Genomic DNA, 20,046 nt, shown 5'->3' on the forward strand with positions numbered 1-20,046 from the left:
ATGATCCTACCGATCACCCCAGACCGCCCCCCGCCATGCGCCTTGCCTTTCTCGGTCCCGTCGGCACCTATGGCGAGCAGGCGGCGCAGCGACTGGCGGGCCTCGAGGGCCTGGAGGGCGTCGATTTCGTGCCCCAGCAGGGCATCCGCGCCGTGATCTGGGCCCTGGCTGACGGGGATTGCGAACTGGCGGTGGTGCCGGTGGAGAACTCCGTGGAGGGGGGCGTCACCAGCTGTCTGGACGCCCTCTGGGAGCACCCGGACCTGGCGGTGGCCCGGGCCCTGGTGTTGCCCATCCGCCATGCGCTGGTGGGCAGTGGTCCGCTCGACGGGATCAGTGAGGTGCTCTCCCACCCCCAGGCCCTGGCCCAGTGCAGCCTGTGGCTGGGGGAACAGCTGCCCCAGGCGTTGCAGCTGCCCACCAGCTCCACCGCCGAGGCGGCGCGGCTGGTGCGGGGCAGCCGCTTCCGGGGCGCCATCGCCTCACTGGAGGCGGCCGCCGAGCATGGCCTGGAGGTGCTGGCCTACCCGATCAACGACGTCCCCGGCAACTGCACCCGCTTTCTGCTGCTCCGGCGCGGGGAACGCTCCCAGCGGGGGCCCTACGCCAGCGTGGCGTTCTCGCTCCACTCCAACCGTCCCGGGGCCCTGCTGGAGTCGCTGGGCTGTTTCGCCCGGCAGGGGCTGAACATGAGCCGCATCGAGTCACGCCCCTCCAAGCGGGAAATGGGCGAGTACATCTTCTTCGTCGATCTCGAACTTCCCGAGGGAGCCGCACCGCTGGAGGGGGCCATCGCCGATCTCACCCCCCTCTGTGAGCATCTGGCCCTGTTCGGGGCCTATCCCCTCACCAACCTCGCCGCCGAGGAGAAGCGGGCCTGAGTCAGCTGGGCCCGTACGGGTCCTCGGCCCCGGCTCCGGGCACCGGACCGCGGAAGACGCCGAACTGCATCAGACCGGTGCGGAAGGCCCAGTCCATCAACAGCAGGGTCGGCGTTTCCCGCAGGCCCTGAATCACAGCCCGCGGGCCCAGCCCCAGCACCGCCCCGGGGCGGCGTATCCCCTCAACGATGGAATCCACCCAGGAGGGCAGGGTGGCCACGGTCCAGTCGGCCGTGCTGATCGGCAGGCCCCGGTTCCAGGGGCTGGTCTCCAGGTTTCTCCTGAGGGAAGGAATGCTGGCGAACTCCGGATGGGCCCACTGGTCGAGCAGCTGGCGCATCACCCAGCGCTCGAGGCGGTTCATTGGGGCGACGGCCGGGTCGCGGCGGTTCCAGTCGGCCACCGCCAGGCAGCCCCCCGGCCGCAGCACACGCAGCATCTCGTCGGCGTAGCGCTGCTTGTCGGGCATGTGGGGTCCGGCCTCCACGCTCCAGACCGCATCGAAGCCCGCATCGGGAGTTCCGTCTGGCAGATCCAGGGCCAGGGCATCCATGACGGCGAAGCGGCAACCCGGCAGGTCGGCCGGGGTGAGTTCCCGGGCCCGGGCGATCTGGGCCGGACTGATGCTGATACCCAGCACCTCAAAGCCGTAGTCGCGGGCCAGGATCCGGGCGCTGCCGCCGATGCCGCAGCCCACATCCAGCACCCGGCTGCCGGGGGGCAGACGGTCGAGGCCGCTCCAGCGCACCAGTTCGTGCACGAAGGCGGCCTTGGCGGCCCGGAAATCCCGCGATCCGGGGGGATCGCCGTAGTGCCCCAGATGCACGTGCTCGCCCCAGAGACGCTCCAACAGCCGATCGTCCGTCCAGCGGTCGTAGGCGGCGGCGACGCTGGCCGTGGACAGGTAGGCCCTTGAGCGGCGCCGCCATAGCATGGCTGCAACGACCGCGACAAGGACACCCCCCGTCACCAGGAGGGGCAGCAGGACGCCGCCCGGGAACAGGCTCGCCATGGTTCAGGCCTCGTCGTCGCCGCCGAGGCTGGAGAAGGTGTCCTTGAGGACGGTGCGGGCCGCCAGCTGGCGCCGGGTCTGGTCAAGCAGTTCGTATTCCTGGCGCAGGCGTTCGCCGGTGTCGGTGATCTCCAGCAGGGCCTGCTGGTGATCGGCCACCGGCCCGCCGAGATGGGCGCCGATCCAGAAGGAGAGTTCCCGGGGCAGATCGGGGAGGTCGGCGGGCAGGGAGGAGGGCTTGCCGATCAGCTTGCCGGTGAGATCGACCACGTCGCGCAGGGCCCGGATGACATCGCTGGTGAGGGTCTCGAGCTCCTCATGGCTCTCGCTCACGGTGTCTTCGATCCAGCTGACCATGCCCACCCGGAACGGGGTATCGCGCACGATGTCGAGGACCCGGAAGCGCTGCTGCCCCATCGTGACGATGTTGCTGCGGTCGTCGTCCTGCACCTGGCAGTGGAGAATCTCGGCGCAACAGCCCACTTCCGCCATGCGTTTGTTCTGGGGGTCCCAGCGCACCACGCCGAAGCGTCGATCTTCCGACATCGCCGTGCGCAGCATCATGCGATACCGCGGCTCGAAGATGTGAAGCGGCAGCACCTCCTGGGGGAAGAGCACCACATCAGGCAGGGGAAACAGGGGCAGCTCCCTGACGGCCAGATCAGTCACGCGCGGATGTTGCCGCTGGCGGCAGGGGGAAAGGGGCGATCGGGGGTCGGCAACGAAAGGATCAACCAGAGCATCTCAAGTTTGAATCGATCCTAGAAAGACCGACCCACCCGGCGAAGGCCGCATGGCCCCATGACCATCAGAGCTTGACCTCGATGTCCACACCACTGGGAAGGTCGAGCTTCATCAGGGCGTCGATGGTCTTGGAACTGGGGCTGTAGATGTCGATGATCCGGCGGTGGGTGCGGGTCTCGAAGTGCTCACGGGAATCCTTGTCGACGTGAGGCGAGCGCAGCACGCAATAGATCTTGCGCTTGGTGGGCAGGGGGATCGGACCGATCGCCGTGGCAGCGGTGTGATCGGCGGTCTCGATGATTTTTTCGCAGGAGAGATCCAGCATGCGGCGATCGAAGGCCTTCAGGCGGATGCGGATCTTCTGCTGGGGGATGGAAGCGGTCATCGGAAGGGAAGCGCGGGCGAAGGGCGGCGGCAGCGCCGCTGAAACGGATTGTCGAGGTGCACCGGGAACCGGTGGTTCAAAGGGGGAGCTTCTCTGACGAGAGGCTCCCCCGAAAAGGCTAGATCAGCCTCAGAGAACGATCTTGGAGACCACGCCGGCACCGATGGTGCGGCCGCCTTCGCGGATGGCGAAGCGCATGCCCTGCTCGATGGCGACCGGGCAGATCAGCTCGGCGCTCATCTTGATGCGGTCGCCGGGCATCACCATCTCCACGTTGGTGCCGTCATCGGCGGTGAAGGCGGTGATCTGGCCGGTCACGTCAGTGGTGCGGATGTAGAACTGAGGGCGGTAGCCGGCGAAGAAGGGGGTGTGACGGCCGCCCTCTTCCTTCTTGAGCACGTAGACCTCACCTTCGAACTTGGTGTGGGGCTTGATGGAGTTGGGCTTCACCAGCACCATGCCACGCTCGATGTCCTCCTTCTGGACGCCGCGCAGGAGCAGACCGACGTTGTCGCCGGCCATGCCCTCGTCGAGCAGCTTGCGGAACATTTCGACGCCGGTGACGGTGGTTTCACGCGTGTCGCGGATACCAACGATCTGGACGGTCTCGCCCACTTTCACCTTGCCACGCTCGATACGGCCGGTGGCGACGGTGCCGCGGCCGGTGATCGAGAAGACATCTTCGACAGCCATCAGGAAGGGCTTGTCGATCTCACGCTCGGGCTCGGGGATCGACTCGTCGACCGCATCCATGAGGTCGAGGATCTTGTCGACCCACTCATCTTCACCACGCACGGCCTTCTTGCCACCCTGGATGTACTCGAGGGCCTTGAGGGCGGAACCGGCGATCACGGGGATGTCGTCGCCAGGGAAGTCGTAGCTGCTGAGCAGTTCGCGCATCTCCAGTTCGACGAGCTCGAGGATCTCCTCGTCGTCGACCATGTCCTTCTTGTTCAGGAACACCACCAGGGCGGGCACGCCCACCTGCTTGGCCAGCAGGATGTGCTCCTTCGTCTGGGCCATGGGACCGTCGGTGGCGGCCACCACCAGGATGGCGCCGTCCATCTGGGCGGCACCGGTGATCATGTTCTTGACGTAGTCAGCGTGGCCCGGGCAGTCGACGTGGGCGTAGTGACGCTTGTTGGTCTCGTACTCGACGTGGGCCGTGTTGATCGTGATCCCCCGCTCCTTCTCTTCAGGGGCGCCATCGATCTCGTCGTAGGCCTGGGCCTTGGCCATGCCCTGGGACGCCAGCACGTTGGTGATGGCGGCGGTGAGGGTGGTTTTGCCGTGGTCAACGTGACCGATGGTGCCGATGTTGACGTGAGGCTTGTTCCTCTCGAACTTCTCGCGTGCCATGGAAGGAAAGAATCGGGGGGGTGGGTTGGATGGAAAGAAAGATCAGGAATTGCCCTGATTCTTGGAGATGATGGCTTCCGCCACATTGCGAGGGACTTCCTCGTAATGGCTGAACTCCATCGAGAAGATACCCCGACCCTGGGTCATGGATCGGAGCTGGGTGGCGTAGCCGAACATCTCGGCCAGAGGCACTTTGGACTGGACTTTGGACTGTCCGTTGTCGACGGACTGTCCTTCGACCTGACCGCGGCGGGAGGAAAGGTCGCCGATGACGGAACCGAGGTAATCCTCGGGGACCTCGACCTCAACCTTCATCATCGGCTCAAGCAGTACAGGATTGCACTTCTTGACGCCATCCTTGAAGGCCAAGGAACCGGCGATCTTGAACGCCATCTCAGAAGAGTCGACGTCGTGATAAGAGCCGTCCACCATGGTGACCCGGACATCGATCATGGGGAAACCGGCAATCACACCGGACTGGCAGGTTTCCTTCATGCCGGCTTCCGCCGGACCGATGTACTCCTTGGGAACGATGCCGCCAACAATCTTGTTGACGAACTCGAACCCTGAACCCGGTTCGCCGGGTTGCATTTCGATCACCACGTGGCCGTACTGGCCCTTGCCTCCCGTCTGGCGGGCGAACTTGCCCTCACCCTTGGCGCTGCCGCGGATGGTTTCCCGGTAGGACACCTGGGGGGCACCGATGTTGGCCTCCACCTTGAACTCCCGCAGCATGCGGTCGACCAGGATTTCCAGGTGCAGTTCGCCCATGCCGGCGATCACGGTCTGGTTGGTTTCCGGATCGGTGGAGACCCGGAAGGTGGGGTCTTCCTCGGAGAGGGACTGCAGGGCCTTGCCGAGTTTCTCCATGTCGCCCTTGGTCTTGGGCTCCACGGCCACGGAGATCACCGGTTCGGGGATGAACAGGGATTCCAGAATGATCGGATCGGAGTCGACGCAGAGGGTGTCGCCCGTGGTGGTGTCCTTGAGGCCGAGGACGGCGCCCAGGTCACCGGCCCGGAGCTCGTCCACCTCTTCGCGCTCGTCGGCCTTGAGCAGGATCAGGCGGGAGATGCGCTCCTTTTTGTCCTTGGTGGAGTTGAGCACGTAGCTGCCCTTCTGCAGCACGCCGCTGTACATGCGGACGAAGGTGAGCTTGCCGTAGGGGTCGGCCATGACCTTGAAGGCCAGGGCACTGAAGGGAGCGCTGTCGTCGCAGGCACGGGTGGCTTCGCTGCCGTCGGCCAGGAGGCCATGGATCGGCGGCACATCGACGGGGGCGGGGAGGTAGTCGACGACCGCATCGAGCACCAGCTGGACGCCCTTGTTCTTGAAGGCGGAGCCGCAGAGGATCGGGACCATGCCGTGATGCAGCACCCCGAGGCGGATGCCCCGCATCAGCTGCTCCTGGGTGAGCTCACCGTTCTCGAGGAAGGCTTCAATCAGCTCTTCGTCGGTTTCGGCCACCGACTCCATCAGCTTCTGGCGCCATTCCGCAGCCTCGTCCTGCATGTCGGCGGGGATCTCCCCTTCGAGGATGTCGGTGCCGAGGTCATTGGTGTAGATGATCGCCTTGTTCCGCACCAGATCGATGATGCCCTTGAGGTCACCCTCGGCACCGATCGGCAGCTGGATCGGCACGGCGTTGGCCTTGAGGCGATCCTTGATCTGGTCGTAGACCTTCAGGAAGTTGGCGCCGGTCCGGTCCATCTTGTTGACGAACACGATCCGGGGCACGTTGTAGCGATCGGCCTGGCGCCACACGGTTTCCGACTGGGGCTGCACCCCACCGACGGCACAGAACACCGCCACGACACCGTCGAGCACCCGCATCGAGCGTTCCACCTCGATCGTGAAATCGACGTGGCCAGGGGTATCGATGATGTTGATCCGGTTGTCCTTCCAGCTGGTGGAGATGGCGGCGGCGGTGATGGTGATCCCCCGCTCGCGCTCCTGCTCCATCCAGTCGGTGACGGCGGCGCCATCGTGCACCTCGCCCATCTTGTGGACCACGCCGGAATAAAACAGAATCCGTTCGGTCGTGGTGGTCTTGCCTGCGTCGATGTGAGCGGCGATACCGATATTTCTGACGCGTTCCAGGGGATAGGCGCGGGCCACGGGAAAGTTCTCCGGGGGTGGGTCGACGAAAAGCGGGCGTAACTTTACAGACCGGCGTTGGCGCGATCTGCAGGAACCGGATCAGCCCAGGGATCCGGCCCCTCTGGGCGGCTCAGTAGCGGTAGTGGGCGAAGGCCTTGTTGGCTTCGGCCATCTTGTGGGTCTCCTCCCGCTTGCGGACGGCACTGCCGGCTTCGTTGGCCGCGTCCATCAGCTCACCGGCCAGCTTCTGGGCCATGCTCCGGCCGTTGCGGGCCCGGGAGAAGTTGACCAGCCAGCGCAGCGCCATGGCGGTGCCGCGCTCCTGACGCACTTCCATCGGCACCTGGTAGGTGGCGCCACCGACCCGGCGAGCTCGCACTTCCACCAGGGGCGTGGCATTGCGGACCGCCGTTTCGAACAGGTCGAGCGGATCGGCGCCGGTGCGCTCGTTGATCAGGGTGAAGGCATCGGACAGGATGCGCTGGGCCGTGGACTTCTTGCCGTGCTTCATCAGCCGGGCCACGATCATCGAGGCCAGGCGGCTGTTGAACTGAGGGTCCGGGAGAACCGGGCGTTTCTCGGCGGCGTTGCGGCGGGACATGGAACGGAGGGAGAAAAAGCAGGTGAGAGCTGGTCCGGCCGCGAAGAGCCGGGGGAACGAAGGCTCAGGCCTTCGGTGTCTTGGCGCCGTACTTGGAGCGGGACTGCCGCCGATCCTTGACACCGGAGGTGTCGAGGGTGCCGCGGATGATGTGGTAGCGGACACCGGGCAGGTCCTTGACGCGGCCGCCGCGGATCAGAACCACCGAGTGCTCCTGAAGGTTGTGACCGATGCCGGGGATGTAGGCCGTTACCTCAAACCCGGAGGTGAGGCGCACACGGGCCACCTTGCGCAGCGCCGAGTTGGGCTTCTTCGGGGTGGAGGTGTACACCCGGGTGCAGACGCCACGCCGCTCGGGGCAGGCGCGCAGGGCGGGCGACTTCGTTTTGCGGGTGAGACGCTGCCGCTCGGTGCGGATCAGCTGCTGAATAGTGGGCATCGAAGGCCGGGGTGCTGCTCGGTGTGGACGGGTCGGTTGTCCGACCGTTTCGACAATCCGACACCTTACTTCGTCGCCGTCCCCCTCAGCTCTCGCGGCTGAAGGCGGCCCCGCAGGCACAGCTGCGCACGCCCGGTCCGGGACGCACCAGAAATCCGCCGCCGCTGAGGTCGCCCCGGTAGTCGAGCTGCAGGCCCTGCAGCAGCGGCAGCTGCCCAGCGGGGGAATAGAGGGTGATGCCGTCGGCCCGGGCCACGGGGGTGCCGGCCAGGTGGCCGGGGCGCAGCCGGATCGTCCAGGCTTCGCAGGCGCCCTCCAGCAACTCCAGGTGCATCAGCCCCGGGGTGCCCGCCACCGCCGCCTGGCGGCACAGTTCGGCGGCGGCGGCGGGGGTGAGGCGAAGGCTGTGGCCCCGGGGCACGGTGGAGTGGCGAATGGGTTCAGTTTGCCAGCCGCTGGCTGGTAGGGCTCAGGCCGGTGGCCGCTGCGCCGCCCCCGACCGGCACCAGCCCCAGGCCGTTGTGAACCGAGCCGGCGACCCCCCGGCCCTTGACCCGGTGGCTGCCGCCCATCACCAGGCCCGTGGAACTGCCTCCGTCAAGGTTGAGGGCATCGACCAGGCCCAGTTGCTGCAGCAGCCAGGCGGTCTCGGCAAGGGTGGGCCCGGCGCCACCCCCGGCCCCTTCCAGGGTCACCAGCCACAGCAGGGCGCCATCGCTGCCCACCACCGTGCGGGGGGCCCCTTGCCGCAGGAAGGCGGCCCCGAATCCTTCGGCGCTGCCGTTGAGCACGATGCGGCCGTTCTGGAGCAGCAGCGGCCCTCCGCCCATCACGGAGCCGGCGTTGCCCAAGGTGTCGCTGGGGCGGCTCTCCAGGCGCACCGACTCGCCTTCATTCCAGGGCAGGACAGCCCCGCCGCGGGCCACCACCAGGGTGTCCTCCGGCCGCAGCGGCACCCCCGCCGCCAGCTCCTGGCTGCTGATCCGCCGCTGCACACGGCCACCGCTCACCATCACGCCCGTTTCCGAGCCGGTCAGGGCCTGGTAGAGCCGGCCCCAGTCGGCGGTGTAACGGCTCAGGCCCCGCTGGGCGTAACCGCTGTTGACGGTCAGCAGCGGCCAGCGCTGGCCACGGTCATCGCTGATCCATTCGTCCAGCCGCAGGCGCCCGAAGCGGGGCAGGCTGCGGGGATCCCAGCCCATGGCGCCGCGGTTGAGGATCGGCCCGGACAGCCAGCGGCCCTGGTCCCGCAGGGCGCCGAGGGGAAGGCGGCGCACCCGGTTGAAGAAGCCGCCGTTGATCGCCACCAGGGCGTCCTGGCGCTGGGCCAGGGCCGTCAGGGAGCTCAGGCCCGCCATGCCATCGGGCCGGCTGAGGGGCCGCAGTTCCAGCGGCCCGCTGCGGGGATCGATCCGGACCGCGTTGACCATGACCCTGGTGCCGCCCACGCTGCGCACCTGCTGGTCCCAGCGCAACTGGGGGCCCAGCATGGCCAGCAGCCGCGGATCGATCGGCGCCGGAGCCGGCGGCGCCGTGCCGACGCTGCCGGCGCCCTGCGGCAGATCGATGATCACCCGGGCCGGATCCCCCAGGGTGAAGGTGCGCAGAGGGGCGGCACCAGCCGGCACCGCCAGGGTCATCTCCGCCCCGTCGGCGCCACTGCGCAGGCCCCGGGCGGTGAGCAGGCTCAGCTGGTCGGGTCGGCTGAGCAGGGACAGCTGAACGCCGCCCTCGCTGCTGCGCACCAGGGTGGGTCCGTCGAGGTCGAGCACCACCCGCCGGACGCCGGCCTGCTCCGAGCTGCGCACCTGGAGCAGCCGGGGCGCTGGCAGGTGCAGGTCCAGCCGCTCGCCGCGGCGCTCCACCGCCACGCCCACGTCCTGCAGCAGGGCGGCCACGTCGATGGCCACCTCGTCCGCCAGCGACCGCTGCTGCGCCGGGGGCACCACCAGCTCCCGGCCGAACCATTCCAGCGCCAGAGCGCCATCGGGCCTGGAGCGGCTGCTGAAGCCCAGCTGGCCTTCGAGCACCTCGAGCGGCAGCCACAGGGCCACCGGCCGGCGCGGGTCATCGCCGCTCCAGCGCCAGGCGGCCTGCTGGCTGCGGCCGTTCAGCGTCAGCCCGGTGCCGCCCACTTCCGCGGTGGGGACCGCCCGCACCGGCCCGGTCCGGCCGGGACGCGGGGCCGGCAGTTCCGGCAGGGCCGGGGGCATCGGCGGCGGGGCCGCCCTGGTGACCGGCGGAGCTCCGACCAGGGCCAGCAGGGCCAAGGCGATCGGGAGAGTCCTGGCCATCGACGACGTCCTGCCTCTTGAGGCAAGATCCTGCCCCTTGAGGCAGAAAGTTAGTCCCATCGCTTCGGTGTAGGTGCGGCTGCCTAGGATCGATGGCTCGCCGTGACATCTCGCACACGGCTGCTGCACGGGTGACACGGCAGCTCCTCGGCAGGCCCCCTGCTGCCGGTGTCCTTAGGCTTGTTCCCTACAAGCTAGTTCCAGCTCCGTTTCAGCAGCCCCAACCCGGCCTATGTCCTCCTCCGTCCCCGTCTGGCCCCACCGCGACAGCTCGGCCCCAGGGCCTGGCGAGATGGACGCCTGCGGGGTGGGTTTCCTGGCCCACCTTGATGGGGTTCCCAACCACTGGGTGCTGCAGCAGGCCCTGCGCGGCCTGCGTTGCATGGAGCACCGCGGCGGCTGCGGCGGCGATGGTGATTCCGGCGACGGCGCCGGCCTGCTGACCGCGATCCCCTGGAGCTACCTGGAGGCCGTCTGGCCGGCGGCCGCCGCCTCCACGGCGATCGTGCGGGGGCTGGGGATGCTGTTCCTGCCGGCGGATCCCGAACGCCGCGACCAGGCCCGCCGGATCTGCGACGAGGAGGCCGAACGCCTCGGGCTTCTCAGCCTCGGCTGGCGTCAGGTCCCGGTGGTTCCCGAGGTGCTCGGTCCCCTGGCGCGGGAGAACGCCCCGGCCATCGAGCAGTGGCTGCTGGCCGCCCCCGATGCGGTGCCCGGCGTCATGGCCGACGTCGACGCCCTCGAATCCCTGCTGTTCCGTCTGCGGCGCCGCGCCGTCGACCGGGTGCGGGAGGTGTGGGGGGCCGACACCACCGACCTCTATTTCGCTTCGATCAGCGGCCGCACCGTCGTCTACAAGGGCATGGTGCGCTCGGAGGTGCTCGATGCCTTCTACGTCGACCTGCGGGACGAACGCTTCAGCGTCGCCTTCGCGGTGTACCACCGCCGCTTCAGCACCAACACCCTGCCCCGCTGGCCCCTGGCCCAGCCGATGCGCCTGCTGGGCCACAACGGCGAGATCAACACCCTGCTGGGCAACATCAACTGGGCCAGGGCTGCCGAATCCCACCTCGAGGCCGTCTGGGGGGATGCCGCCAGGGACCTGCGGCCCCTGGTCAACGGCGCCTTCAGCGATTCGGCCAACCTCGACGCCACCCTCGAACTGATGGTGCGCAGCGGCCGGCCGATCACCGACAGCCTGCTCACCCTGGTGCCGGAGGCCTTCCGCGACCAGCCCGAGCTCGACGAGCGGCCGGCGATCAAGGCCTTCTACGAGTACAGCGCCTGCCTGCAGGAACCCTGGGACGGCCCCGCCCTGCTGGTCTTCAGCGACGGCCGCATGGTGGGGGCCACCCTCGATCGCAACGGCCTGCGGCCGGCCCGCTACTGCATCACCAGCGACGGCTACGTGGTGATGGGCTCGGAAACGGGCGTTGTGGAGCTGGAGGAATCCCGCATCATCGAGAAGGGCCGCCTCGGCCCCGGCCAGATGCTGGCCGTCGACCTGGAGCAGCACCGGCTGCTGCGCAACTGGGATGTGAAAGAGGAGACCGCAGCGCGGCTGCCCTACGCCGGCTGGCTGCTCGACCATCGCCGCAGCCTCTCCCCGGGCGCCTGGCAGACCGATCGCTGCCTGGGCGATCTGGAACTCCTGCAGCAGCAGACCGCCTTCGGCTTCACGGCGGAGGACCTGGACCTGGTGATTGAAGACATGGCCGGCCAGGGCAAGGAGCCCACCTACTGCATGGGGGATGACATCCCCCTGGCGGTCCTCTCCTCCAAGCCCCACCTCCTCTACGACTATTTCAAGCAGCGCTTCGCCCAGGTCACCAACCCCCCCATCGACCCGCTGCGCGAGAAGCTGGTCATGAGCCTGGAGATGCACCTGGGCCGGCGCGGTTCGGCCCTGCGCCCCGATGCCTCCGGCGCCGCCGTGCTCCACCTCACCACCCCGGTGCTCAACGAGGCCGAACTCCAGGCCCTGAACACCCAGGGCCTCGGGCTCACCACCCTTTCCACGCTGCTGCCGGTGGCCAGCGGCCCCGATGGCCTGGAGCAGGCCCTGCACCGCCTCTGCTTCGAGGCGGAGGCGGCCGTGCGCAGCGGCATCCAGATCCTGGTCCTTTCGGACCGCGCCGATGGCGGCATCAGCGCCGGCACCACGGCCATTCCTCCCCTGCTGGGGGTCGGCGCCGTGCACCACCACCTGCTGCGCCTCGGCCTGCGCCTTCAGTGCTCCCTGGTGGTCGATACCGCCCAGTGCTGGAGCACCCACCACCTGGCCTGCCTGATCGGCTATGGCGCCAGTGCCGTCTGCCCGTGGCTGACCTGGGAGACCACCCGCCACTGGCTGGCGCACCCCCGCACCCAGTCGATGATCGAGCGGGGCAAGCTGCCCGCCCTTGATACCGACATGGCCCAGGCCAACGTGCGCAAGGCCCTGGAGGAGGGGCTGCGCAAGATCCTCTCCAAGATCGGCATCTCCCTGCTGGCCAGCTACCACGGTGCCCAGATCTTCGAGGCCATCGGCATCGGTGCCGATCTGATCGACCTGGCCTTCACCGGCACCACCAGCCGGGTCGCCGGCCTCAGCCTCCAGGACCTGGCCAGCGAGACCCTGGCCTTCCATGCCAAGGCCTACCCGGAGCTGAACCGCACCAAGCTCGAGTTCATGGGCTTCGTGCAGTACCGCACCGGTGGGGAGTTCCACCTCAACAATCCGGAGATGTCCAAGGCCCTCCATGCCGCCGTCGCGGCGGGCCCCGGCTACGACCATTTCTCCACCTACCGCACGCTGCTGGAGAACCGGCCGGTGACGGCCCTGCGGGACCTGCTCGAGCTGAAGCCGGCCCCGGTGCCCCTGCCGATCGAGCAGGTGGAGAGTGTCGAGAGCATCTGCAGCCGCTTCTGCACCGGCGGCATGAGCCTGGGGGCCCTTTCGCGGGAGGCCCATGAGGTGCTGGCGGTGGCGATGAACCGCATCGGCGGCAAGAGCAACTGCGGCGAGGGCGGCGAGGACCCGGCCCGCTACCACCCCCTCCACGACGTCGACGGTGAGGGCCATTCGCCCACCCTTCCCAGCCTGCGCGGGCTGCAGAACGGCGACAGTGCCTGCTCCGCCATCAAGCAGATCGCCTCGGGGCGTTTCGGCGTCACCCCGGCCTACCTGCGCAGTGGCCGGCAGCTGGAGATCAAGGTGGCCCAGGGCGCCAAACCCGGTGAAGGCGGCCAGCTACCCGGCCCCAAGGTGGACACCTACATCGCCTGGCTGCGCAACAGCAAGCCGGGTGTGGCGCTGATCTCACCGCCGCCGCACCACGACATCTATTCCATCGAGGATCTGGCCCAGCTGATCCACGACCTGCACCAGGTGAATCCCGCCGCCCGGGTCTCGGTGAAGCTGGTGGCCGAGATCGGTATCGGCACGATCGCCGCCGGGGTGGCCAAGGCCAACGCCGACGTGATCCAGATCTCCGGCCACGACGGTGGCACCGGAGCCTCGCCGCTGAGTTCGATCAAGCACGCCGGCAGCCCCTGGGAGCTGGGGCTCACAGAGGTGCACCGCAGCCTGCTGGAGAACGGCCTGCGGGACCGGGTGCTGCTGCGGGCCGACGGCGGCTTCAAGAGCGGCTGGGACGTGCTGATCGCCGCCCTGCTGGGGGCCGAGGAGTACGGCTTCGGCTCGGTCGCCATGATCGCCGAGGGCTGCATCATGGCCCGCGTCTGCCACACCAACAACTGCCCAGTGGGGGTGGCCACCCAGAAGGAAGCCCTGCGCAAGCGCTTCACCGGCCTGCCTGAGCACGTCGTCAACTTCTTCGTCTTTGTGGCCGAGGAGGTGCGCCAGTTGCTCAGCGTGCTGGGCGTGGCCCGCCTCGAGGACCTGATCGGCCGCACCGATCTGCTGGCTCCCCGAGCCGTCGGCCTCACCAAAACCAGCGCCCTGGATCTCTCCTGCCTGCTCGATCCGATTCCTGCGGCCGCCGACCGCGCCTGGCTGCGCCACGACGACGTCGCCCACGACAACGGTCCGGTGCTTGAGGACGGGCTGCTTGCCGATCCGGAGGTGCGCGCGGCGATCGACGCCCACGGCCACGTGGTGCGCCAGCTGCCGATCGTCAACACCGACCGCAGCGTGGGTGCCCGCCTGAGCGGCGAGATCGCCGCCCTGCACGGCAACACCGGCTTCCAGGGGGGCCTGGCCCTCACCTTCCACGGTGCCGCCGGCCAGAGCTTCGGGGCCTTCGTGCTCCAGGGCATGGACCTGCGCCTGGTGGGGGAGGCCAACGACTACGTGGGCAAGGGCCTCAACGGCGGCCGCATCACCGTGGTGCCTCCGGCCGGTGTCACCGATCCCGGCGACCAGGTGATCCTCGGCAACACCTGTCTGTATGGCGCCACGGGCGGCGAGCTGTTCGCCCTCGGCCGGGCCGGCGAGCGCTTCGCCGTGCGCAACAGCGGTGCCCGCACCGTGGTGGAGGGGGTCGGCGATCACTGCTGCGAATACATGACCGGCGGCGTGGTGGTGGTCCTGGGCGGCACCGGCCGCAATGTGGCCGCCGGCATGACCGGCGGGGTGGCCTTCCTCCTCGACGAGAGCGGGGGCCTGGCGGCCCGCCTCAATCCGGAGTCGGTGGAACTGGTGCCTCTCACCACCCCCGAGCAGGAAGCGCTGCTGCGGCCGCTGCTGGAGGCCCATCTGCTGGCCACCGGCAGCACCAGGGCGGCGGCGATCCTGGCCGACTGGCCCACCTGGAAGGGACGCTTCCAGGTGCTGGTGCCCCCCAGCGAGAAGGCCGCGGTGGGTCTGGCTCAGCGGGAGGCGGTGGTGGCCTGAGCCGCCCGCCTTGTCCATGTTCCGCTGTGGATCAGTGCGGTGGGGGCGCTTGCCATCGCCGCGTTCCATCGAATTCCATCGGCCTTGATCTGGCCATGATTGACGCTCCATCGGTGTGACTCGACACTGCTTGTCGTCCCCGCTGATTGAGGCGACGATGTCGCGTTCCACCCCTAATTCCATGGGCTGCCTGATTGCAGCATTGCCCTTTGCGCTGCTGATCTTCGGCCCTTTCCTGGTTCAGTATCTGATCTATGCGAATACGCAGGACATGGTTGAGATTAGAGTCGTCAAGGCCGAGCGGGTTGGAGACCGAAGCGGTGATGGAGCGCGCTACTTGATCTTCACGCCGCAGGAAACATTTGAGAACATGGACGCCATGGCTTTTCGTAAGTTTAATTCCGCGGATCTGTACGGCAGGATTCGGGTTGGCGCTACCTACCAGGCCTATGTGGCTGGGTTGCGCGTCCCGTTGTTGAGCTGGTTTCGCAACATCATCAGCATCTGGGAGGTGGAGCCCCGCCCTGATGCGACACCAGTTCCCTCCGAGGCAGCCATCCCGGGTCGACGGTGCGACTCACCCCATCGTTCTGTTGGGTCTGCGAGTGGTGGCCAGTGATGGCTTGGCCTGCCAGTGTCTGCGGGCCTGCTTACGATCGGCCAACCGCCCCGCCCTAGGTCGGTTCACCGCATCCTCCGGCTCGCAGAACTTCCATAGGGTTTCGCCATTGTCTCCAGGCAACCCGCTCAGCCAAGCCTCCCGAGTTCGCTCAGCAGCTCCAGCAGTTCTTCGCCCGCCAGATGGCTGTGGCCTCTTTGCACCGCTGCGCCACGGCCGATCTGACCGTGAATCTGATCACCCCCCGCCTTGAGGAGCTCAAGGAGCTGGGGGACGCCGAGGACCAGCGAGCCCTGCGCGCCGAGTTCGGCGACGCCGAGCCCGCGGCCTGATCCCTCAGCGGGGAAACTGCCGCATCAGCCGCCGCACCTCGCCGGCGTGGTAGCTGCTCCGGGTGAGGGGACTGCTCACCACCTGGAGGAAGCCCAGGTCGGCTTCCCCGTGACGGCGGAAGTCTTCGAACACCTCTGGGGAGACGAATCGCTGCACCGGCAGGTGTTTGGGGCCGGGGGAGAGGTACTGGCCGATCGTGACGATGTCGACGGCGTGGGCGCGCAGATCGGCCATCACCGAGCGGACCTCGGCGTCGTTTTCCCCCAGGCCCACCATCAGGCCCGATTTGGTGTAGGTGCGCGGCCAGCCCTGGCGGACCCGGCGCAACAGTTCGAGGGAGCGTTCGTACACCCCCTGGGGCCGCACCTGCCGATAGAGCCGGGGCACGGTTTCGATGTTGTGGTTAAGCACCTCCGGCGCCGCCGCCATCACCACCGCCAGGGCGTCCCAGGTGCCGCAGAGATCCGGCAGGAGCACCTCGATCGTGGTCAGGGGAGCGTTGCGGCGCACGGCCTCGATGCAGGCGACGAACTGGCTGGCCCCGCCATCGGCCAGGTCGTCCCGGTTGACCGAGGTGATCACCACATGGCTCAGGCCGAGGCGCCGCACCGCTTCTCCCAGCCGCTCGGGCTCGGTGGGGTCCAGCGCCCGCACGCTGCGGTCGAAGTCGATGTCGCAGTAAGGGCAGGCCCTGGTGCAGCCCGGGCCCATGATCAGGAAGGTGGCGGTGCCGCCGGCGAAGCACTCGCCGATGTTCGGGCAGCTGGCCTCCTGGCAGACCGTGTTGAGCTTGAGGTCCACCAGCAGGTCCGCCACCGCCCCGATCCGTTCCCGCTGGGGCGCCTTGACCCGCAGCCAGGGCGGCTTGGCGGGGGCGGGCCGGGGGTCGCTGATGGGCACGGGCATCGCTGGGCTGGGCGGACTGTAGGCAGGACGGTCACGGCGATCAGGGAGGCCGGCCGCCGCGGGCCATCCCCTAAAGTCTGGCCATCGGGATGTGGCGCAGCTTGGTAGCGCACTTCGTTCGGGACGAAGGGGCCGCAGGTTCGAATCCTGTCATCCCGATTTGACATCAACTGCTCTACAAGGGTTTCGCTAGCCGGAACCCTTTTTTTGTGCGACGACCAGGGCAGACACCGCTATGGCTGCGCCATGACTGCGCTATGACTGTACTACTCTTTTCCTATGTCCCATGCGCCCGTCCACTGGTCGAATCCGCCATGGCGCTCCCAACCGAGCTCGCATCACTCACGCACGAACTGAAGCAGGACAGCCCAAGCCAGGGGTTTCGCTTCGAATGGTCATCGAAGGCGCAAGGCGTCCACCTCCTCCTCTGTGGAGACTGGAACCGAAACGGCCGTCGCACCAGTCGCACGTGCTGAGCGAGGGCCAAAAGCTCATCCAGCTTTGGAATCAGGGTGGCAGCACGAACTCGCGTCATCGGCCCTGCCAGCCCCTGATCACTTCAGCCCTGAAGCACCAAAAGAAGAGTGTGCTCTGCCTCATCCCAGCAAGGCAAAGCCAGGACAGGTCAAAGCAAAAGCACCTGAGACACCTTCACGGCCTCTTCGATTGGCTTGAGAGCGGCCGGATGACTCTGGACGGCCCGAATGCCCAGCGATGGGCGAGGGAAGGATGCGACCTCAACACCGACAACTACAGCGACAGAGTCCGTATCGCTAAATGGGCCTGCGGGCATAACGGGATTCCGTGGGTCCTGTCGCCCATCCACAAACCAAAAGCCCCCAGCGTGATACGGCCATTTGTCGATAAGGCGACGGATGCCGACATTCACAGAGCCATCACCCTGGTGTCAGATCCTGTGGCTGCGACATTCTTTTGGGTTGTCGCTGCGACAGGCTGCAGGCCGAGCGAGGTCGCACTCTTGCTGCGGAAGGTTCAAGAAGAGACCATGAGAAAAGGTTTTGAGTGGAGAATTCGCTGGACGGATATTCGGTATCTCTGGACCTTGCGCAGTGATGGCGATGGACCGGACATCAGAACTGCTGCGTTATCACAATCGCATTCAGAAAATATGCATAAGAATGTTTATCGTAGACACAACCCGCATCGGCAAGTCATCGCTGAAGCAGTCCGTTTTGCCCAGGAGATCAGCCTGCGAGGTGCGACCCATGTCTGAAGTTGGTATTGTCGTGAAGGTTTCCCCAGAGATCCACAGTCAGTTGAAAGATGCTTGTCAACAGAACAAGCGTTCGATGGCGCGAGTGGTCGTAGCACTCATCGAGGGGTGGTTGGAGAATGGAGCTCCTGACCCCTTCGGATACGGATCCCAGGAGCCAGAGGCAAAAGCGAATCCAGAGGCCGAGGAAGAGTCAGTAATTTCAGCTCTGCAGGAGTTGGTAATGCACCTAGCGAAGGAGGACACAAAGCAGCGCCTCCAACTAGAACTCCTTAGTCGTTATGTTGAGGAATGTAAGGAACGCCTATCGGATTTGGAAGCGAATTTAGGCAAACCCCAAGGGGGGGCGGGCAAAGAAGGTGACTCCTGAGATCAGGATGACTGGACAGGCACTAATACCAATTTCCGTAAAGTTCCTTACGCTAGCCATGACAAGCATTTCTGCCAAGCGCCTTTCAAGCGTGATCAGCTCAAAGAGCGGACGTGACAAGTGACGTATAACATAGACGGCAACGAGCCCAAAGGTGATATCGATTCTGGTGGTGCTAAGGAACATCTGAAAAACCCGCTAGAATCAGTCCAGATCTAGGATTGAGACTGGAACGGATGGCCGCCCCCCTCCGGCTGGGCTTTACGGACTACGAGCAGATCCACGCCAAAAAGAGGACGCGTCGGCAGCGCTTCTTGGATGAGATGGAGGCCACGGTTCCCTGGGAAGCATTCCTGGCCTTGATCGAGCCCGTGTATCACAAGCCCTCCAGTTAAGGAGGTCGTCCGCCGATTCCTTTGGAGGTGATGCTGCGGATCTACCTGCTGCAGCAGTGGTTCACGCTTTCTGATCCCTTGATGGAAGAGATGCTGATCGATACGCCCTGCTTCCGCCGCTTCGCCGGAATCGAGACGATGGAAGGGAGGATCCCTGATGAGACCACGATCCTCAACTTCCGCCATCTGCTGGAAGAGCACCGCATCGCCGAGCAGATCCTCGAGGGTGTGAACCAGATGCTGAGCGAGAGGGGAGTGATGTTGAGGGAAGGCACGATCCTTGATGCCACAATCATCAATGCCCCCAGCTCCACCAAGAACAAAGCCAAGGAGAGGGATCCTGAAATGCACTCGGTGGCCAAGGGTAAGCAGTGGTTCTTTGGGATGCGTTGCCACATCGGCGTTGATGCCGCATCAGGGCTGGTCCACTCTGTTGAGAGCACGGCGGCCAACGTGCATGAGCTGAACACAGCAGCTGAGCGGCTCCATGGGGATGAACGCCTCATCTACGGCGATGCAGGCCACATCGGCATCGAGAAACGAAACGACTTCCAGGACTGCGAGGCTGAGTTCAGGATTGCTATGAAGCCCGGCCAGCGCAGAGTGCTTCCAGAGACACCAGAGGGCAGGCTTCTGGATCTGATTGAGACGGCGAAAGCCCACTTCCGCGCCAAAGTGGAGCATCCCTTTCGGATCATCAAATGTCAGTTCGGATTCCGGAAGGTCTTCTACCGAGGTATCCGCAAGAACGACCTCAAGCTGAAGTTGCTCTTTGCCCTGGCAAACCTCTGGATGGTACGGGAACGGATACCTGATTCAGCGTAGTACAAGGGTTTAGTATGTCTTATTGTCGATAATCATCTAGAAAACAAGACAGAACACATGATGGAAATTGCCTGAACGACTTTGAAAGGAGTGCAGTGAGCGAAAAGCGGGCAAAATCTGCTCAACATCGCCTCATTAACGAGAATGAGACTAGGTTGTTTTCGTTAAGCCGTCTTGATCAGAGCTTCCTTAAAGCGAGAGCCGGATGACAACAAGACTTGGGCGAACCTTCTGCCCGTGCTTGAGGAGGCCGGTGTCCTTCCCGAGTTTTGCTTCTTCACCAACTTCTACATGGGGCTAATCCCAGGCAATAAGTCTACCGGGAAGTTCCCAGGCAGGCACGACCTGCAATTCACAGAACATTGCCTAAACATTCTCGTCAAACAGTTAGACGTACAACGCCCGCGATTGGTGTTGGTGCTGGGCGGGGAGTTCTACCACCTCTTGGCCCGGATTTCCGATGACTTGAGCCGATGGAAGAAAGGCATGAAGTTCACCGAAATCGATGCCGTTGGTCCCGTTATTTCAGGTGCAGCGATCAATGGCATTCCAGGCTTCACAACTAATTTTGCGCTTCTTATGCACCCGTGCAAACGGAAGCTCAACGTAGGGGGCCGCAACTACAAAGGGCGACGTGGTGACGCTGCCGAAAAGCAGATGATCCGCGATGGGCTGGTGCGCAGCACCACTACCTGAATCATCGGCTGCGCCA

Annotated in this window: 17 protein-coding genes, 1 tRNA gene and 1 pseudogene; 9 read left to right on the forward strand and 10 right to left on the reverse strand. The window is 65.9% G+C overall.

Translation table 11 applies throughout. From position 1 onward, the window contains the following. The first annotated feature begins 35 nt into the window (after window positions 1-35). Window positions 36-881 (forward strand): prephenate dehydratase, encoded by an 846-nt coding sequence (gene pheA / locus KBZ12_RS11040; RefSeq protein WP_254958010.1) that lies wholly within the window; start codon window positions 36-38, stop codon window positions 879-881. Between the two features lies 1 nt (window position 882). Here the strand turns inward: pheA and KBZ12_RS11045 are convergent, their stop codons facing one another. The 9 genes from KBZ12_RS11045 to KBZ12_RS11085 form a co-directional block, all read right to left on the reverse strand. Next, entirely contained in the window at window positions 883-1,893 is a 1,011-nt protein-coding gene (locus tag KBZ12_RS11045) for a methyltransferase domain-containing protein (protein ID WP_315859327.1), read from the reverse strand. A 3-nt stretch (window positions 1,894-1,896) separates the two neighbouring features. Beyond that, entirely contained in the window at window positions 1,897-2,562 is a 666-nt protein-coding gene (locus KBZ12_RS11050; protein ID WP_254958011.1) for an LON peptidase substrate-binding domain-containing protein, read from the reverse strand. A gap of 139 nt (window positions 2,563-2,701) precedes the next feature. After that, the gene (rpsJ, locus tag KBZ12_RS11055; RefSeq protein WP_015109452.1) at window positions 2,702-3,022 is read right to left on the reverse strand and encodes a 30S ribosomal protein S10; all 321 of its coding nucleotides are present in this window, start codon (window positions 3,020-3,022) and stop codon (window positions 2,702-2,704) included. A 129-nt stretch (window positions 3,023-3,151) separates the two neighbouring features. After that, complete coding sequence (gene tuf, locus KBZ12_RS11060) at window positions 3,152-4,381, reverse strand: elongation factor Tu (RefSeq protein ID WP_254958012.1); 1,230 nt, start codon at window positions 4,379-4,381, stop codon at window positions 3,152-3,154. 42 nt (window positions 4,382-4,423) lie between these two features. After that, window positions 4,424-6,499, reverse strand: a complete 2,076-nt coding sequence (gene fusA / locus KBZ12_RS11065) for an elongation factor G (protein WP_254958013.1) — start codon at window positions 6,497-6,499, stop codon at window positions 4,424-4,426. Between the two features lie 112 nt (window positions 6,500-6,611). After that, a complete protein-coding gene (gene rpsG, locus KBZ12_RS11070; protein ID WP_015109449.1) occupies window positions 6,612-7,082 on the reverse strand; it encodes a 30S ribosomal protein S7 in 471 nt (156 codons plus the stop codon). Window positions 7,083-7,146: 64 nt separating this feature from the next. Further along, window positions 7,147-7,521, reverse strand: coding sequence for a 30S ribosomal protein S12 (gene rpsL / locus KBZ12_RS11075; protein ID WP_015109448.1), 375 nt, complete (start codon window positions 7,519-7,521; stop codon window positions 7,147-7,149). An 85-nt stretch (window positions 7,522-7,606) separates the two neighbouring features. Continuing rightward, the gene (locus KBZ12_RS11080) at window positions 7,607-7,942 is read right to left on the reverse strand and encodes an AIR synthase (protein ID WP_254958014.1); all 336 of its coding nucleotides are present in this window, start codon (window positions 7,940-7,942) and stop codon (window positions 7,607-7,609) included. 19 nt (window positions 7,943-7,961) lie between these two features. Further along, the gene (locus KBZ12_RS11085; RefSeq protein ID WP_254958015.1) at window positions 7,962-9,815 is read right to left on the reverse strand and encodes a phosphodiester glycosidase family protein; all 1,854 of its coding nucleotides are present in this window, start codon (window positions 9,813-9,815) and stop codon (window positions 7,962-7,964) included. Between the two features lie 232 nt (window positions 9,816-10,047). Between KBZ12_RS11085 and gltB the strand changes: the two genes are divergently transcribed. From gltB to KBZ12_RS11100, 3 genes are all read left to right on the forward strand, one after another. Then, complete coding sequence (gltB, locus tag KBZ12_RS11090) at window positions 10,048-14,652, forward strand: glutamate synthase large subunit (protein ID WP_254958016.1); 4,605 nt, start codon at window positions 10,048-10,050, stop codon at window positions 14,650-14,652. Window positions 14,653-14,809: 157 nt separating this feature from the next. Next, window positions 14,810-15,271, forward strand: a complete 462-nt coding sequence (locus KBZ12_RS11095) for a DUF1523 family protein (protein WP_254958017.1) — start codon at window positions 14,810-14,812, stop codon at window positions 15,269-15,271. Window positions 15,272-15,453: 182 nt separating this feature from the next. Beyond that, window positions 15,454-15,603 (forward strand): hypothetical protein, encoded by a 150-nt coding sequence (locus KBZ12_RS11100; protein WP_254958018.1) that lies wholly within the window; start codon window positions 15,454-15,456, stop codon window positions 15,601-15,603. A 4-nt stretch (window positions 15,604-15,607) separates the two neighbouring features. Here the strand turns inward: KBZ12_RS11100 and lipA are convergent, their stop codons facing one another. After that, the gene (gene lipA, locus KBZ12_RS11105; RefSeq protein ID WP_254958019.1) at window positions 15,608-16,510 is read right to left on the reverse strand and encodes a lipoyl synthase; all 903 of its coding nucleotides are present in this window, start codon (window positions 16,508-16,510) and stop codon (window positions 15,608-15,610) included. 85 nt (window positions 16,511-16,595) lie between these two features. On the opposite strand from lipA, the gene KBZ12_RS11110 reads away from it, so the two are divergent. From KBZ12_RS11110 to KBZ12_RS11130, 5 genes and pseudogenes are all read left to right on the forward strand, one after another. Beyond that, window positions 16,596-16,669: transfer RNA gene (locus KBZ12_RS11110), tRNA-Pro, on the forward strand. A gap of 526 nt (window positions 16,670-17,195) precedes the next feature. After that, the gene (locus KBZ12_RS11115) at window positions 17,196-17,744 is read left to right on the forward strand and encodes a hypothetical protein (protein ID WP_254958020.1); all 549 of its coding nucleotides are present in this window, start codon (window positions 17,196-17,198) and stop codon (window positions 17,742-17,744) included. After that, window positions 17,737-18,114, forward strand: a complete 378-nt coding sequence (locus KBZ12_RS11120) for a hypothetical protein (protein ID WP_254958021.1) — start codon at window positions 17,737-17,739, stop codon at window positions 18,112-18,114. The genes KBZ12_RS11115 and KBZ12_RS11120 overlap by 8 nt, the downstream gene beginning before the upstream one ends. 236 nt (window positions 18,115-18,350) lie before the next feature. Beyond that, window positions 18,351-19,334, forward strand: a pseudogene (locus KBZ12_RS11125) (IS5 family transposase). A gap of 237 nt (window positions 19,335-19,571) precedes the next feature. After that, a complete protein-coding gene (locus tag KBZ12_RS11130; RefSeq protein ID WP_254958022.1) occupies window positions 19,572-20,030 on the forward strand; it encodes a hypothetical protein in 459 nt (152 codons plus the stop codon). Window positions 20,031-20,046: the final 16 nt, after the last annotated feature.

Origin of the sequence: Cyanobium sp. Cruz CV13-4-11 (genome assembly GCF_024346055.1) — a bacterium.
Classification (GTDB): Bacteria; Cyanobacteriota; Cyanobacteriia; order PCC-6307; family Cyanobiaceae; genus Cyanobium.